Raw genomic sequence first — 16781 nt, 5'->3', positions numbered from 1 at the left:
AGTTTGGCTATCTCGATTAAAAAAAACGACCTCAAGTAGGTCGTTTTTTGTTGTCCCTAAATACTAATCAAAGATTAAATAAGGTTGCTCATCTACGATGACCTTTTTGACTTGAGTATTGAACACTTCCCCGAGAGCTTCTTCCGTTAGCACAGTATCGGCATTTCCTGATGAGTGCAGCACACCGTTGTTAAGCAGCAATACTTTATCTGCGTGCTTTAATGTGCGATTGAGATCGTGATTAGCAACTAATACTCCAATCCCCTGCGCCGCCATAGCGTTAATCAATTGATAGAGCAGACCCTCTTGCGCAATATCTAACGGTGCTGCTGGCTCATCCAAAATTAAAAACTGCGAAAAAGGATTAATGGTACGCCACACCTGCAAACATACACCTGCTAATCGGACACGCTGCCACTCACCACCGGATAATGTTTGAATACTGCGATGAAGCTTATCTTGCAGTTGTACCAGCTCCACCACCATATTGACGGCATCACGCACTTTGATATCCGCAATCTCAGCGCCACTCGGCAGAGATAGGGCTAGATACTGAAACACATCAACATTAAACGCTGGGCGCGATTGCTGACACAAATAACCTCGAACATGAGCTTGCTCTGACAACGGTAAAGTAAGCAAGTTTTTGTTGCCCACGTACACTTCACCACTCATACCGTCTCGGTGACTTAACGTACCAGAAATCGCAGCCAATAAAGTACTCTTACCGGAACCATTAGGCCCAACGATATGTACGATTTCGCCAGCTTTGCATTCAAAAGAAAGAGGCAATAATCGACTACCAACCGACATATGTTTAACGTGCATCATGACTCTTCACCAGCATCCAGATGAAAATAGGTGCGCCAATCGATGTTGTCATGACACCTAAAGGTAACTCTGCGGAGTCCAATAACAGTCTTGCGCCGATGTCAGCAAATACAAGCAACGCAGCACCAGATATTGCAGAAAGTGGCAATAAATAACGGTTTTCCGTACCAAAAGCCAAACGCAACAAGTGCGGGACCACCAAACCAACAAAACTGATGATGCCACCCAAAGCGACTGAACTACCCACCAAAATAGAAATGGCGAGGATCAATTTCCAACGCATTTGATGCACGTCGACACCCAATTGGGTCGCATGAATCTCACCCAGCATCAATTTATCAAGCGACTTGCCTTTACAGCACAACCAGGTAAGCACTGGTAACATCACCAAGGTAACGGTATGTTGATACCAACTCGCACCGCCAATGCTGCCCATTAACCAATACATCAGTTGGCGTAAGCTGAGATCATCACTGAAGTAAAATGCCCACGTCACAATCGCGCTCGATAAAATACCCAATGCGACACCAACCAAAAGCAATCGAGCCGTCGTCAGGTGCATTGCCCTTGCTATCGCCACCAAAACAAACGTGAATAACATCGAGCCTGCAATCGCTGCCAACATAAAAACAATCGGGGTAGGAAGAACAGGTGACGCGAACATGATTAAGACCATTGCTAAGCTTGCACCACCAGAGATACCGAGTACGCCTGGTTCAGCCAACACGTTCCCAAGCAACACTTGTAACGTCGCGCCAGATACCGCTAACGCAGCACCAATAATTGCCGCAGACACCAACCTCGGTAAACGCAAGTCCACCAGTAGCTTATGTTCAAATGCAGATAAAGATTGAAAAGGAGAAAGGAAAATTTCTCCGACCATCAAGTGGATGGCAGAGAATACAGCGAGCACGATCGACATAACCATCAGGTTACGTTGCCAGCGTCGTTCCTTGTTCAGGATAAGTTGTTGAAAATCCATAGCGGCCGATAAAAACAAACGAGGCTTAACCTTACAGTTAAGCCTCGGTAAATTGCAATTAACTTCTCAAAGCAATGTTGGATTAATCGTAAACCAACTCACCCTCTTCAAAACGGGTTTTCACTTCACAAACCATCAGAGCTGCACGTTGACCTATCGCGACGTGGCGGTTCGGGAAGACAATCGCTTCGTTTTCATTCTTCGCCATTAATGGTTTGTCGCCATCATGACCAAACACTTCGCCGTGAACAAATGAAGTGAAGTTTTCAACATTGTCGTCGAACATAAAGTCAAAATCTTCGTTCAAGCGAACGATTGTGCGACTTACTCGATATTTAATGCATGGTTTTGGTAGGTGTTCTGGCTTCGTTTCCGCAATCAAATTACGTAAAGACAAATCAAACGCAGTCAATTTGTCGAGGTCATTTTCACCAATACGAGCCACACGTCCAAGCTCCATCGTCAGAGCCTGCGCACCAAAGTTCTCGGCACTGTACCAGCTAAACGTGCTCGATGGTGAGTTTGACAGGAGCACAGCTTCAATGTGCGCACTGTCCAAGAAATCGATCAATGCCTTGCTGCGCACAGGATGACGAGTCTTAGGACTTACTGCAAACGTATAGTGCTTCGAGCCTCTAATCGCGCAGTGTAAATCAAGGTGCCAGCGTGTTGTCGGGTCGGTATCCTGATAAAAATCTCGAACAAGCAGCTTAAGCGTATCGGCGATGACAAGCTCTTTTGTCTGCTTGTGTTCTTTTTCGTCAAACAGACGGTTGAGGTTTTCTTCAAGGAATCGCGTGTGCGCCAGAGTGGATTCTGGGTGAGCGATAATGAACAGACAACGGGTATCGACCGTCTGGAACCCAGATTCTATGTCTTGAATAATGGAATCCACCAGCTCCATCGGTGCGGTTTCATCTCCGTGAACCCCACAAGAGATGATGATGTTCTTCGTATCCTGAGTATAATTCGCAGGGATTACTTCTAATACACCACGCTGATAGAGTTTAAGTTTTACACCGTTAGAAAGCACCTGCTCCGCTGGTGCAACATTAATATGAACATCTAACGTGTCAGTTAAAAACGATTGGCGAAAGAGAGACTTCGTCATGCGTTACTCCTTAATAGCACGGCGGGTATGTTAATAAATTGTACAAAGGATTTTTGTTGCTGCGATCTCACTTATGAGTAGAAATCACTATTTCCCTCGAAAATCCGATGCCTTTTCGCGCCAGGCACTCAAATCAAGCATTGAGGCGTTTAATTTTTAAACAATTACAAAGTGTTAGGGCTGTGAACTTTACCACAGCCCTGATTAAGATCATTATGATTTGATCAAATTTTTGTAGCTATAAAGCAGATTATGCATCAACAATGCGAAAAACTTAGCCGCGCTGTGCGAGCAAACGCTCAAACTCATCGACTTTTTCACGCACTAGCTCAACACTCTGCTGCCAAAACGTTGGCTGGGTTAAATCCATCGACAGATGCTTTTCGACGACATCTTCCGCCATCATGCAGCCTGTATCGCGCAGCAAATTGATGTAATCGGTGTAAAACGCTTCGCCTTTGGTTTCTCGCTGTGCATAGATACCCTTGCTAAACAAGAAACCAAATAGGTATGGGTAGTTATAAAAGCTCACGCTATCAATAGAAAAGTGCAGCTTGCTTGCCCAGAAGTACGGATCCGGTTCGCTCATTACGTCGCCATACCATTCTTTCCAAGTTTCTGACATCAACTCACAGAATTCATCTGCGGTTAACTCTCCATCCTGGCGGCGTTCATAAAACGATTTTTCAAACTCGTAGCGAACCGGAATGTTGATCATTAAAGCTAGCGCAGATGACAACTCTTCCCACAACATCTCGAGCTTTTCATCAACGCTCTCAGCTTTCGAAATCAAATGATCACGAACGATGTTTTCTGCAAAGATAGAGGCGGTTTCTGCTAACGTCATTGGGTAGTAAGTTTGGCAAAGTGGCAAATCACGAATAACCCAGTTATGGAACGCATGGCCAAGTTCATGTGCCAGAGTCATAAGGTCTGACCGGCTGCCACTCCAAGTCATAAACACAAGTGGTGTTCGCGTTGCTGGCAGTTTGGTGCAGTATGCGCCAAGACGCTTGTTAGCATTTGGCGCGGCATCAATCCAACCATTTTGTACCATCAAACGGACAAATTCCGACATCTCAGGGTTTACTGTTTCAAATGCTTCACAAATAACCTCAATCGCTTCATCAAAGTCGTAAACCTTCGCTTCACCGCTCAAAGCAGGCATAGCCGCCAGATGATTCCAAGGTTTCATCTCATCCAGACCATGTACTTGCGCCATCAATAAACCTGCTTTCTGACCAATAGCTCGACTGTCTTTGGCGACTGTCATCATCGCATTTAAAGTTTCAGCTTGGATTCGGCTACCATGCAAACTCGGCTCTAGGAAGTGAACTTCACGCTTCGTAGAACGCTTTTTGTTTTCAGTTAAGCGCCATCCTGCTAACGCATTCAAAATCGCAGCGAATGATTCTTGGTGCGTTTGCATTGCATCTTGTACGCCTCGCCACGCGGCTTCTTGACGCTCGAATTCAGAACCATAAAGAATGCTTGCCGCTTGAGAAAACCCAAGCTCTTCACTATTACCATCTGTGTACTCAAGCTTCACTTTCAATGAGCCAGTCAGGTTATCGTATAGGTTACCCCAAGCCGATTTGCCATCCACACTCATCGCAGCCAGTAACTGTTCTTCTGCGTTGCTAAGACGAGTATCCGCCAACTTTCTAGAATTCAAGATAGAAAAAGCTTGCCCACTGATATCAGGATTCTCATGGTCTAACACGCGCAAGATAAACTCTTCGTCGGCATGAGTTAATGTCAAATCAAAGGGACTGAACGCTTGGGAAAGCTCCGAAAAGATGCGGGTCATTTTACCAAGTAACGATTTCGCTTCGGCGTTTGTTGCATCAACAGAAGCATAACAACTCGCAAAATTTGCAACTGTGCCCGCTAAACGACTCGCGGCTTCATTGGTTAAAATCGCATTTTGCATGATCTCTACGTTGCCACAATCTGCTGATTGTTTATTCAAAAGATCAATACATTGTTCCACAAGAGCAATATCGTCTTGAATTCGTGGGTCAGAAAGGTCGTTATAAACGATGGACAAATCCCAACTCGGCGTTGTCATTTCTATATTTCCTTTTTATGTAACTGAGTCAATTTTCGCTTCCTGCACCTAGCAGATGGGCTTCCACTGACATCTTCCGTGACTATGCCCGTAAGCAATATCGTTCTGGGCATTTTAATATTTATAAATTAACGAGTTAAAAGAGGTACGCCAATCGAACGCACCGAGGCGTAAATTTGCTCATCTATAGTAATTGTTATATGCGTGACAGAAGCGTTTCCTATCGACAACGTCGAATACCACTTTGGGTTACGCCAATCTAACTCCAATACATGAGCAAGAATCATACGAATGACGCCACCATGCGTGACGATAAGGAGATTGTCATTGATATCGTTGATGATTTGAGACCAAACGCGACATATGCGCTCAGAAAATGTGCTTAAGCTCTCAGCATTCGGCAACGTATGTTGTGCTGGCGATTGCCAAAAAGCATCTAGCTTTTTCCACTGCTCAGTGAGCAGATCAAAAGGCATACCATCAAAATCACCAAATGCCATCTCTTGTAAAGATTCATCCGTCATTACTGGTAATAATTGCTGTTCAGCAATGATGTTTGCCAGTTCTTGACAGCGTGAAAGCGGAGAAGAAATTATTCCACCCACACCTCGTCCACTCTCGGCCCAAGCCCGAGCAATACTCTCTTGATCAGCAGGCGTAACTTTTACATCTGTTTGGCCATGGAGTCCTGGTGGAGCGTCTACTTTTCCATGACGCACAAGATAGATATTGAGTGTTTTCATTTTGTTCCATCCTACTCTTTAAGAACCAACGGCAAACCAGCAGCAACAAAGGTAACGCGATGGCAAACACTGGCTAGTTTTTGATTCATCCGTCCTGCATTATCCACAAAATAACGACTAACCGCCCCCAAAGGTACAATGCCCATTCCAACCTCGTTAGAGACGAATATTAACGTCGCATCTGAGCCACGTACCACCTGTATAAGCTTTTCAATTTCTGCTTCTAGCTTCTCATTGGAACATTCATCACCTAACTCAAATATCCAATTGTTGAGCCACAAGGTTAAACAGTCGATCAATACAACATCGGTGATAGCGAAATTTGTCAGTAACTCAGATAAATGAAGGGGGCATTCATGCTCTTGCCACTCGCCCCCGCGTTGCTTTTGATGATGCGCTATTCGCTCTCGCATTTCTTGGTCAAATGGCAGCGCGGTTGCAACATAGTGTAATGATCGATGAGAAGCGACCGATAATTGCTTAGCTGTTTTTTCTGCCAAATGCGACTTCCCAGAGCGCGCGCCACCGAGTATCAATTGCTTCATGAGGAGTGATACAACCCAATCATAGTGAGATAAATAAGCAGTTCCGACAACTGTTGCGCTGCGCCAAGGCAATCCCCCGTAAAGCCGCCAATTCTCTTGGTTAACCAACGTTTGAACATCAAACGAAATACCACGAGAACAAGCGATATCAAGATCGCATCCGCGATACCAAGCACAAGCAATGTTACGCCACCAGTAAACAACAAAATGGAGACTTCTAGAGAAGACTGGCGACTTGCTAGCGGTTTACTTTTCGACGTATCACTGTCACTGACATAAGGCATGTCATAAATAAGCGTCGCTGCTAGTGCTCGGCTTGCGGTGTAAGCGACGACAATGACCAACCAAAAGTGCGGCAAGTTAGCCAGTTCACTCCAAAAAACATACTTAGCCAATAACGCCATAATGAGAGTGGCGGCACCATAAGTGCCAATACGACTGTCTTTCATAATAGAGAGGCGTCGCTCTACGGTCATGCCACCGCCAATGCCATCCGCCATATCGGTCAAGCCGTCTTCGTGAAAAGCCCCAGTTAACAATAAGCTAAACACCATCGTTAATACTATGGCAACCGACTCTGGGAAAAAAATTGAGGTGAGCGAGAATACCAAAGCGCAAAGTGCTCCAAGCACGAGACCAACTAACGCGAAGTAACGGCCTGCCTGATTCATGCGTTCTTCACTGTAAGGCAACGCTTGGGGCACGGGTAAGCGGCTAAAAAAACTGGTAGCTAATAGAAATAACTCCCACTGGTATCTTAACGATGACGGCGTGACTTTCTCAGAATTATCAGGGACTGACACTATACTGTAACTCCTGCACTCTCGAAGCTCGCCATTTTGTTGTAAAACTGAGCGGCAGCTTTTAACAAGGGTAAGGCAAGAGCGGCTCCTGTTCCCTCCCCTAGCCGTAAACCAAGGTCGAGCAGAGGTTCTGCTTTAAGATGTTCCAATACAAATTTATGTCCATTTTCTTCAGAGCGATGGGCAAACAACATGTATTCACGCGTTTCTTCGTCTAACAACGTCGCAATATAAGCCGCTACCGATACGATAAACCCATCCACTAAAACTGGAGTTTTAAGCCGCTTGGCTTCTAAAAAAGCGCCCACCATTTGTACGATTTCAAAGCCCCCAACCTGTGCGAGAATCGCTTTGGTATCAAGACCTCGACATCGGTTTACCCCCTGTGCTACCAGTTTATATTTGCGGCTCAACTGCTGTTGATTGATTCCGGTGCCAACGCCAACACAATAATCAATATCTAATGAGCTCAGCGCCGATAACAGTGCTGAGGCCGAACTGGTATTACCGATGCCCATCTCGCCGAACATTAAGAGGTTTGAACCATGCAAAATGGTATGCTCAGCAATCTTCGCACCATATTCTAAACCTAACGCCACTTGTTCTGGGGACATCGCGGATTGTTTAGAAAAATTAGCCGTACCGTTACCCAACCGTTGTTCAACCAAGTTGGGATGGGATTTAAATTCTGGAACCAGCACATCAATAGGAGCCAACATGCCGCAATCTATTACTTTGAGTTGAATGCCATTAATGTCGCAAAAACAGTTGATGGCTGCGCCGCCAGCGAGAAAGTTAGCCACCATTTGCTGAGTGACTTCGCTTGGCGCAATGCTCACACCCTCCTCTGCAACGCCGTGATCTCCAGCAAATACCAGCATGCTCGGTTTGCAGATAGCGATGGAATCAACTGGCTGAGGTTTATTCTGACTTTGAATAAGAGCTAACTGCAGTGCCACCTTTTCCAATAAGCCTAAAGAACCGACGGGTTTGGTTTTGTTATCTATGCGTGCTTGTATCTCCGCAGCAAAAGAGTCATCCATTTTTTACGTTCCTTTGATGTTGTCTGGGTGAGAGGTGTTCTGTTGTTCAAGAGGTCTTGTTCAGCGACAGTTTTTGCGCGCCCACTATTGTATACACTTGCATCCAATTGGGGCAGCGCTAATCAAGTTTATCTCAGGATAGTCTGCCGAGTTCGCAGAGCGTCTCACCTTTCTTGCACGAGATTATAAGTAACTCGTTGAAATCCGCTACAATAGCTTAGACTATGTTCCCATATAGGAGAAAAGATATGGATAACAACACCTGCGCAATCATCACCGGTGCAACTGGCTTAGTAGGCTCAAAAGTCATTGCAAACCTCATAAATCAATCAGGTGTTGGAACATTATATTATCTTTCTCGCCGCCCACTCGATGGCGTCCTAGATGTGGACAACAAGCTTATTCCTCTCATTGATGCAGACCTTTCTATCCACCAATGGGATGAGAACCAACCAACACCAACCATCGGCTTTATCTGTTTAGGCACGACCCTTAAGCAAGCAGGCAGTAAGGATAATTTGCGTAGAGTAGATGTTGATCTGGTGTGCAAAGTCGCCCAACAAATGAAAACAATCGGAGTCAAACGCCTTGCGGTTGTTTCTAGCCTCGGTGCAAATAGTAAATCGCCATCCCATTACTTAGCTTGTAAAGGACAAATGGAACAACGAATCGAAGCTATGGATTTTGAGGAAATCGTATTTGTTCGCCCAGGCCCGCTTGTTGGTCAACGTCAAAACCCAAGAATGGACGAGAAGTTAGTACAAACTCTGTTTAAGGTAATTCGCCCACTTATGCTAGGCAAACTGTCCAACTTTTTACCTATTCGAGCAGAAGATGTCGCCAAAGCGATGATTTATCAACTTTTCAGTTATCAAGAAGACTCGGTGGTTTACTTACAAAGGAAAGAAATGCGTGAATTACTGCATCACTACGAATAACCATTTTGTACAATTAACGTGCTAATTCACACTCTCACGCGACTTAGATCTCGTTTTTATATTCATTTTAGATCTAGCTAATACCCGTTTGTCATTTTTAAAGTTATATCACGAGCGTTATCTTACGCTCCATAAATAAATCCGTATAAAACCCCGTATAAAAAACAACCGCCACTTCGGCTGGTTGATAAGGTCAAATTATGAATTTTGCAGTGATAGCCTCTCTAGCCGTCTTTGTTGGAATATTGTTCTTTCTATTTAATCAGCAACAAAAGAAACACACTCTTTCACGTCTCGTTTTGATCGGTCTTGTTACCGGTTCTCTTTTTGGTCTTGCTTTGCAACTCATTCACGGTGAAGGCAACAGCGCAATTGCTCAAACACTTGAATGGGTAGGCATTGTAGGCAGTGGCTACGTTGGTCTACTGAAAATGGTCATCATGCCACTAGTATTGGTATCGATGATCTCTGCAGTTGTTAAGTTGGAGAAAGGTGGATCTTTAGGTAAAATTTCTGGCCTGACCATCTCTGTTCTTCTAGTAACGACTGCAATTGCTGCACTTATCGGTATTTTGGTGACAACGACATTTGGCCTGTCAGCAGAAGGGTTAACTGAAGGTGCGCGTGAAACCGCTCGTATCGCCGTTTTAGAAAGCCGTGCCGGTACAGTAAGTGACTTAACTATTCCTCAAATGCTAGTTAGCTTCATTCCAACCAACCCATTTGCTGATCTAACAGGTGCTCGCTCGACATCAATTATCGCTGTTGTGATTTTCGGCGTGTTAACTGGTATCGCCGCTCGTAAAGTGATGATGGAAAAAGCAGAGTTGGAATCACCGATTCGTACTTTCGTAGAAGCTGCTCAATCTATCGTTATGCGACTAGTGAAGATGATCATGGCCCTAACGCCATACGGCATCGCAGCACTGATGGCAAAAGTGGTAGCGACATCAAGCGCAGGCGACATCCTAAACCTACTTGGCTTTATTGTGGCGTCTTATGTTGCTATCGCACTGATGTTTGTTGTTCATGGCGTATTAGTCTCTTTTGTCGGCGTTAGCCCTGCGGAATACTTTAAGAAAATCTGGCCTGTACTGACCTTCGCGTTTACATCTCGTAGCTCAGCAGCAACAATTCCACTAAACGTAGAAGCGCAAATCACGAAGCTTAACGTACCACCAGCGATTGCAAACCTATCAGCATCGTTTGGTGCCACTATCGGCCAAAACGGCTGTGCGGGTATCTATCCTGCAATGCTTGCAGTGATGGTAGCTCCGACAATGGGCATCAACCCACTTGATCTACACTTTATCCTGTCATTGATTGCGATTATCACCATCAGCTCATTTGGTATTGCAGGTGTCGGCGGCGGTGCGACGTTTGCAGCCTTGATTGTTCTTCCTGCAATGGGCTTACCTGTGACCATCGCGGCACTGCTTATCTCTATTGAACCACTGATTGACATGGCACGTACCGCACTAAACGTTTCAGGCTCAATGACTGCGGGTACAATTGCTAGCCGAGTGCTGAAGTCACCAGAAAGTGAAGCAACATTGGAAGAAACACGAGCATAGAACTCAAATTCCTTCCAAAGCGATAAAACATAAAATATCAAGCCGATGGTTCGCCATCGGCTTTTTTCATTTTCAAAAATTCAACTTGCATCTTTCGTTGCTAGTCAAGGCGTTGAATGGTCTAATACTGTCATCGGTTTTGTAAACGGTAAGCAGAATGCACCAAGATAATCAGCCCACTTTTTTCTTCTTTGATTATGAGACATGGGGAACCAACCCCGCGAAAGATCGCCCAAGCCAGTTTGCTGGTGTTCGTACAGATGAAAACTTTAATATCATCGGCGAGCCTTTAGTCATGTACTGTCAACCACCGGCTGATTATCTTCCGTCTCCTGAAGCTGCGCTTATTACTGGTATTACTCCGCAAAAAACGGTTCAAGAAGGCCTTTCTGAGCCAGAGTTTATCGCTAAGATTCACACTGAACTCGCGAGACCAAATACCACCAGTTTAGGCTACAACAGCATTCGCTTTGATGACGAAGTGACCCGTTATACTTGTTATCGCAACTTTATCGATCCATACGCATGGAGTTGGCAAAACGGTAACTCACGTTGGGATTTACTCGATGTACTACGCGCGTGCCATGCCCTTCGCCCAGAAGGCGTAGAATGGCCAGAAAACGAAGATGGCTTCACTAGCTTTAAATTAGAACACTTGTCTGTGGCTAACGGCATAGAACATAGTAACGCGCACGATGCCATGGCAGATGTGATTGCGACTATCGAAATGGCAAAGAAAGTAAAAGCAGCGCAACCAAAATTGTTTGATTACTTTTTTTCTATGCGCAAAAAGCGCAAGCTCAATGATTTAGTCGACATCGTCAACATGACACCGTTGATGCACGTTTCAGGCATGCTAGGGCGCGAATGTCAGTACACTAGCTGGATTGTGCCTGTTGCTTGGCATCCAACCAATAATAACGCTGTTATCACCATCGATTTAGCGAAAGACCCTCAACCTATTCTTGAGCTATCCGCAGAAGAGCTGCACGAAAGACTCTACACTAAGCGCGAAGATCTTGGTGAATTGCTACCAGTGCCAGTTAAACTAGTTCATTTGAACAAATGCCCTATTCTCGCCCCTGCAAAAACGTTAACGGCGGAAAACGCAGAAAACATCGGCATTGATCGTCAGAAGTGTCTCGATAATTTGGCACTACTTCGCCAGCACCCTGAGATTCGAGAAAAACTAATCGGCTTGTTCTCTATCGAACGTCAATTTGAAAAAAGCGATGATGTGGACACTCAACTTTACGACGGATTCTTTTCTCCAGCCGATCGCGCAGCTATGGATATCATTCGCGAAACCGATCCGAATAATCTTGCTGCATTAGACATTGAATTTGATGACAAGCGTATTAAACCTCTATTGTTCCGCTATCGTGCGCGTAACTTCCCAGGCACATTAGACGAGCAAGAACAAAGACGCTGGGCACTACACTGTCGAGAAGTGTTTGAAAGCCAAATTGAAGAGTACATGCTGAATTTAGAAAACTTAGTTCACGAACATGAAAGTGACGAAAAGAAGATTGCGATATTAAAATCCGTGTACCGTTATGTAGAGAGCTTAGCTTCCTAACTCCTCCTAATACAAGCGCACCTTATGGTGTGCTTGTTGTTTATATACTGTCAAAATGATTAAAGAACGATTCTTACAACTGATCCAACTGCTCATTTCAATCTTCCTCATCATGGGAGCACTTGGCATCGGAATTACCATTCAAAAGTTCACTGACGTTTCCGTTCCAGGAAGTGTCATCGGTATGCTCGTACTGTTTTTCTCCATGACTCTTGGGCTTGTAAAAGTCGACTGGGTCAAACCGGGCGCCACGCTATTTATCCGCTATATGATCTTATTGTTCGTTCCTATCAGCGTCGGATTAATGCAGCATTTCGACCTACTACTCGCCAATGCGCTCCCTATCATCGCTAGCGCGGTTGGCGGTTCACTCATTGTACTGGTCAGCCTCGCTTGGCTGCTAGATTACTTGCTAAAGGAGAAGCACTGATATGTGGTTAGTTGTTACCATTGCGGTTTTTCTTGTCGCGCGCCAAATTGCAATCAAAGTGAATAATCCTCTAGCAAATCCTTTGCTGATCAGTATTGCAGTGCTCATTCCTTTGCTTACTTACTTAAATGTACCGTTTGAAACGTATTATGCGGATAACGAAGGGATCAGTTTTTTACTTCAACCAGCCGTAGTTGCTCTGGCTTACCCGTTATATGAACAACTACCACAAATTAAAGCAAACTGGCGAATCATCACTTTCGCTTGCACAGTAGGCAGTGTGATGTCGATGATGACAACCACCTTGATCGCAGTCGCTTTCAAAGCGGATATCAGTTTAATCGCAAGTCTAGTAGGTAAATCCGTCACTACGCCAATAGCAATGGAAATTTCGAGTCACCTCGGTGGTGAAGCTGCCGTTGCAGCGATCTTGGTTCTGATTGTCGGTTTATTGGGCGCAATTTTGGCATACCCAATTTACAATTTAATTGGAATTAAACACCCGATTGCACGTGGTCTGACAATGGGTACAGTCTCTCATGCCTTAGGCACCGCTACTTGTGCAGAGAAACAGCCCATAGATGCCGCGTTCTCATCACTCGCATTGGTTTTATGTGGGATCATAACTTCTATTTTGGCTCCAAGTTTTTTTGCTTTGGCGGTCTGGCTATATCAATAGTTAAGCGCTCTCGGTCTGCCCTCCTTCCGGCAGGCCGTAGCCTTTCCGTTTCTTACTTATCCCTTTTCAAAACCCTATCTTATCTATCAAACTCACCCAGTAATATCGTGAAGGGACTTGACTGAGATATACATTCATAGCATTAGCATTCTAGCTGCTACCACTCGCTCTAGATTACGTAAGTATAAAGTAGCATAGCGGTAAAAGTCGCGTTGGTAACATACTCCTGCTCCTTGGTCATATGAATATATACTGATATGGTTAATTGTGAGACGGAGATAACGCTTCACACCTGTGCAATCGAATACATGTGTGAGCTCACTCTAATTATGTAACAGAATTATCAATTGCATTATTTATCGTGATCTAACGCACGGAACATTTCTATCTTTCACATAGAATAACTGTCCATGCAATAACAAGGATTCAACATGAAAAGTCGCATTGAACAGGCGCTAGCAGGCGCTCCAGAAGCACTTTCCAAACAACTTGCTCCTATCATCCAAGCTGATGATTTTGATGCTACGCTTTCAGTTCAACAATTTGAGCAGTTGCTTTCAGCTACCGGTCTATCAGACAAAGAGCTTCGTGTTGCGCTACTTCCTTTTGCCGCAGCGTACTCCTATGCTCCCCTTTCTGACTTTTATGTCGGCGCTATCGTTCGTGGTCTTTCAGGTCGCCTTTACTTCGGTGCCAACATGGAATTCTTTGGTGTACAGTTGGGTCAAACGGTTCACGCAGAGCAGTCTGCGATTAGCCATGCTTGGATGAAAGGCGAACGTGGTGTTAAGGATATCACTATCAACTTCAGCCCATGTGGTCACTGCCGCCAGTTCATGAATGAGTTATCTACCGCAAACGAGCTTAAAATCCAGCTCCCAGAACGCGAAGAAAAGTCACTTCATGAATACCTGCCTGAAGCCTTTGGACCAAACGATCTCGGTATCGAGTCCGGCTTAATGGCAGAAGTTAAACACCAATTCTCATGTGATGATGAAGACGCACTCATCCAAAGTGCAGTTGAAGCGATGAACATGAGCCACTCTCCATACACCAACAACTTGAGTGGTTTAGCATTAGAGATGACTAGCGGCCGTGTATTCCAAGGCGCTTATGCAGAAAATGCAGCGTTTAATCCTAGCTTGCCACCGCTACAAGTTGCGCTAATCCAAGTTTTACTTGCGGGTGAAACCTTTGACAGCATCAAAGCCGCTGCATTGGTAGAAAACTCTGAAGGTAAGATCAGTCACTTAGCCGATACGCAATCAACGTTGGAAGCGTTGAATCCAGATATTCCGCTTAGTTTTCTCAACGTATAAACGACAAATTCAACAAAAAGCTCTACAACATGTAGAGCTTTTTTATTACCTAAAAACCAAAAGCAAACGTTTGCTTTGTCATAAAACTTCAGTATGATCTCCTGCAATTTCTGTCTCATCACTCTATTTTGTAAGGGAACACTATGTTTGGCACTGCAACTAGCGCAAATGCTACCCGTGTATTACTTTTAGGCTCTGGCGAACTCGGTAAAGAAGTCGCCATTGAATGCCAGAGACTTGGTTTAGAAGTGATTGCTTGTGATCGCTATGCCAATGCTCCAGCGATGCAAGTCGCTCACCGTAGTTATGTTATCGACATGTTAGATGGGAACGCCTTAGAAGAAGTTATTACGAAGGAACAACCTACTTACGTCGTACCAGAAATTGAAGCCATCGCAACCGGCAAACTGGTAGAGCTTGAAGAAAAAGGACTGAATGTTGTTCCAACCGCTAAGGCAACCAGGCTAACAATGAATCGTGAAGGTATCCGACGTTTGGCAGCAGAAGAACTGGAATTGACGACTTCACCTTATCGTTTTGCAGATAACTTTGAAGACTTCAAAGCCGCGGTTGAACATGTGGGTATTCCGTGCGTGGTGAAGCCTGTGATGAGCTCTTCAGGTAAAGGGCAAAGTGTTATCAAGACCGAAGACGACGTTACACAAGCATGGGATTACGCTCAGGAAGGCGGACGTACGGGTGCAGGTCGCGTTATCGTGGAAGGTTTTATCGACTTCGATTACGAAATCACTTTATTGACCATCAGAGCCGTTGACGGTGTGCATTTCTGTGCTCCAATTGGTCATCGTCAGGAAGATGGCGACTACCGCGAATCATGGCAACCGCAAGCTATGTCAGAAAACGCAGTAAAAGCAGCTGAATACACGGCTGAGAAAGTGGTAAACGCGCTCGGTGGCTACGGCATCTTTGGTGTAGAGCTGTTTGTCAAAGGCGATAAAGTCATTTTCAATGAGGTCTCTCCTCGCCCTCACGATACGGGTATGGTTACAATGATTTCGCAGGAAATGTCTGAGTTTGCTCTCCACGTGCGCGCGTTTACCGGAATGCCAATTAATAATATTGTGCAATATGGCCCATCTGCGTCTGCTGTTATTCTTGGACAAGGGACTTCCACAAACATTCGCTTTGAAAACCTAAGCAAAGCTTTAGCTCAACCTCAAACACAAGTTCGTCTATTCGGTAAGCCAGAAATCGATGGTCGCCGCCGTTTAGGTGTTGTCCTTACGCGACGAAAAACCACCGAAGAAGCCGTTCAAGATGCTGTTGAAAGTGCTTCAAAAGTGAATATCATTTATTAAATACGAACCACTCATACAAAAATAGCGCAGCTCAAATTGCTGCGCTATTTCGTGTTCCAAACCGAAGAGAGCCTATTCACTCTCGATTAAGTACACTTCTTCAGAGAAGCGACTTAAGCCTTTTTTCGCAATTTTAGGATGATTCTCGTCAGCTTCATCTACGTTCAAACAAGTAACTTTGTAACCTGAAAATAACTGCTCAATCTCTTCGACCGGCACGCTAAATGGAGGCCCCGCCATCTCTTCTTGAGGATAGTTGAGTGTAACAAGCAAAATACGACCGCCTGGGTTCAAAAGTTGCTTGAGACGCTCTACATACTCCTCTCGCATATCTTGCGGTAAAGCAACCAACGCGGCGCGATCATAAATGATATCGGCTTGAGATACTGGTGCAGTGAAAAAGTCCCCAGTATAAATAGAGAGCTCATCAAATTGATAAAGCTCGTGCATGCCATTAAGAGGCGTTACCGTTGGCGTGTAAAAATGTTCAGCAAAAAAGGCACGCACAGCAATATGGCTTAGCTCAACGCCTTCAACCGAATCATGCTTCATCGCTAGCCAAATCAAGTCTTCTGACTTTCCACATAAAGGAACTAACACTTTATCTTCACGCTTTGGATTAGTGTGTTTCCAATATACTGGTAATAGCGGGTTTACATCTTCCAAGTGAAATCCGATTTGATTGCTGGCCCATTTGTTATGCCAAAATTCTTGGTCTCTCATTTTACTTTCTACTTGTCGGCTGTTTTCATTTTGAGAGGTAAGACTAACGTTTTTTTTCAATTTGTCTATGCCGTTCATCTTTGGTTAATAC

Annotated in this window: 16 protein-coding genes; 7 read left to right on the top strand and 9 right to left on the bottom strand. The window is 44.7% G+C overall.

All coding sequences use genetic code 11. The features are described from left to right. Positions 1–63 precede the first annotated feature (63 nt). From btuD to cobT, 8 genes are all read right to left on the bottom strand, one after another. Entirely contained in the window at positions 64–831 is a 768-nt protein-coding gene (gene btuD / locus R7P80_RS05410; RefSeq protein WP_080960060.1) for a vitamin B12 ABC transporter ATP-binding protein BtuD, read from the bottom strand. Beyond that, the gene (gene btuC / locus R7P80_RS05405) at positions 818–1813 is read right to left on the bottom strand and encodes a vitamin B12 ABC transporter permease BtuC (protein ID WP_225491442.1); all 996 of its coding nucleotides are present in this window, start codon (positions 1811–1813) and stop codon (positions 818–820) included. The genes btuD and btuC overlap by 14 nt, the downstream gene beginning before the upstream one ends. Positions 1814–1895: 82 nt before the next feature. Further along, a complete protein-coding gene (locus R7P80_RS05400; RefSeq protein WP_225491443.1) occupies positions 1896–2924 on the bottom strand; it encodes a succinylglutamate desuccinylase in 1029 nt (342 codons plus the stop codon). Positions 2925–3198: 274 nt separating this feature from the next. Next, the gene (locus R7P80_RS05395; RefSeq protein WP_042521938.1) at positions 3199–4995 is read right to left on the bottom strand and encodes a M3 family oligoendopeptidase; all 1797 of its coding nucleotides are present in this window, start codon (positions 4993–4995) and stop codon (positions 3199–3201) included. Positions 4996–5123: 128 nt separating this feature from the next. Beyond that, on the bottom strand, positions 5124–5738 hold the full coding sequence (gene cobC, locus R7P80_RS05390) for an alpha-ribazole phosphatase (protein ID WP_225491444.1): 615 nt from the start codon (positions 5736–5738) through the stop codon (positions 5124–5126). An 11-nt stretch (positions 5739–5749) separates the two neighbouring features. Further along, complete coding sequence (gene cobU, locus R7P80_RS05385; RefSeq protein ID WP_065274411.1) at positions 5750–6283, bottom strand: bifunctional adenosylcobinamide kinase/adenosylcobinamide-phosphate guanylyltransferase; 534 nt, start codon at positions 6281–6283, stop codon at positions 5750–5752. Next, positions 6280–7086, bottom strand: a complete 807-nt coding sequence (locus R7P80_RS05380; protein ID WP_054576446.1) for an adenosylcobinamide-GDP ribazoletransferase — start codon at positions 7084–7086, stop codon at positions 6280–6282. Before R7P80_RS05380 ends, cobU begins: the two co-directional genes overlap by 4 nt. Then, positions 7086–8129: a nicotinate-nucleotide--dimethylbenzimidazole phosphoribosyltransferase gene (cobT, locus tag R7P80_RS05375; protein WP_005377883.1), complete on the bottom strand. Its 1044-nt coding sequence runs from the start codon at positions 8127–8129 to the stop codon at positions 7086–7088. The genes R7P80_RS05380 and cobT overlap by 1 nt, the downstream gene beginning before the upstream one ends. Positions 8130–8377: 248 nt before the next feature. Here cobT and R7P80_RS05370 point away from each other — a divergent pair, with 248 nt between their 5' ends. The 7 genes from R7P80_RS05370 (at position 8378) to purT (ending at position 15967) form a co-directional block, all read left to right on the top strand. After that, positions 8378–9067 (top strand): NAD(P)H-binding protein, encoded by a 690-nt coding sequence (locus R7P80_RS05370; protein WP_054577910.1) that lies wholly within the window; start codon positions 8378–8380, stop codon positions 9065–9067. A 200-nt stretch (positions 9068–9267) separates the two neighbouring features. Further along, complete coding sequence (locus R7P80_RS05365) at positions 9268–10641, top strand: L-cystine transporter (RefSeq protein ID WP_005377885.1); 1374 nt, start codon at positions 9268–9270, stop codon at positions 10639–10641. A gap of 157 nt (positions 10642–10798) precedes the next feature. After that, entirely contained in the window at positions 10799–12220 is a 1422-nt protein-coding gene (gene sbcB / locus R7P80_RS05360; RefSeq protein WP_225491445.1) for an exodeoxyribonuclease I, read from the top strand. A 55-nt stretch (positions 12221–12275) separates the two neighbouring features. Beyond that, the gene (locus R7P80_RS05355; RefSeq protein ID WP_225491446.1) at positions 12276–12650 is read left to right on the top strand and encodes a CidA/LrgA family protein; all 375 of its coding nucleotides are present in this window, start codon (positions 12276–12278) and stop codon (positions 12648–12650) included. Between the two features lies 1 nt (position 12651). Further along, positions 12652–13329, top strand: coding sequence for an LrgB family protein (locus tag R7P80_RS05350; RefSeq protein WP_005377888.1), 678 nt, complete (start codon positions 12652–12654; stop codon positions 13327–13329). Positions 13330–13760: 431 nt separating this feature from the next. After that, complete coding sequence (gene cdd, locus R7P80_RS05345) at positions 13761–14648, top strand: cytidine deaminase (protein ID WP_225491447.1); 888 nt, start codon at positions 13761–13763, stop codon at positions 14646–14648. 143 nt (positions 14649–14791) lie between these two features. Continuing rightward, positions 14792–15967: a formate-dependent phosphoribosylglycinamide formyltransferase gene (gene purT / locus R7P80_RS05340; RefSeq protein ID WP_225491448.1), complete on the top strand. Its 1176-nt coding sequence runs from the start codon at positions 14792–14794 to the stop codon at positions 15965–15967. Positions 15968–16039: 72 nt separating this feature from the next. On the opposite strand, the gene R7P80_RS05335 is transcribed toward purT, so the two are convergent. Continuing rightward, the gene (locus tag R7P80_RS05335; protein ID WP_021707633.1) at positions 16040–16690 is read right to left on the bottom strand and encodes a thiopurine S-methyltransferase; all 651 of its coding nucleotides are present in this window, start codon (positions 16688–16690) and stop codon (positions 16040–16042) included. Positions 16691–16781: the final 91 nt, after the last annotated feature.

The sequence above is a fragment of the Vibrio sp. 2092 genome (assembly GCF_033339635.1).
In the GTDB taxonomy this organism is placed as follows: domain Bacteria; phylum Pseudomonadota; class Gammaproteobacteria; order Enterobacterales; family Vibrionaceae; genus Vibrio; species Vibrio alginolyticus.
The sequence above is the reverse complement of the archived record's forward strand: the minus strand, read 5'-3'. Positions and strand labels throughout refer to the sequence as shown.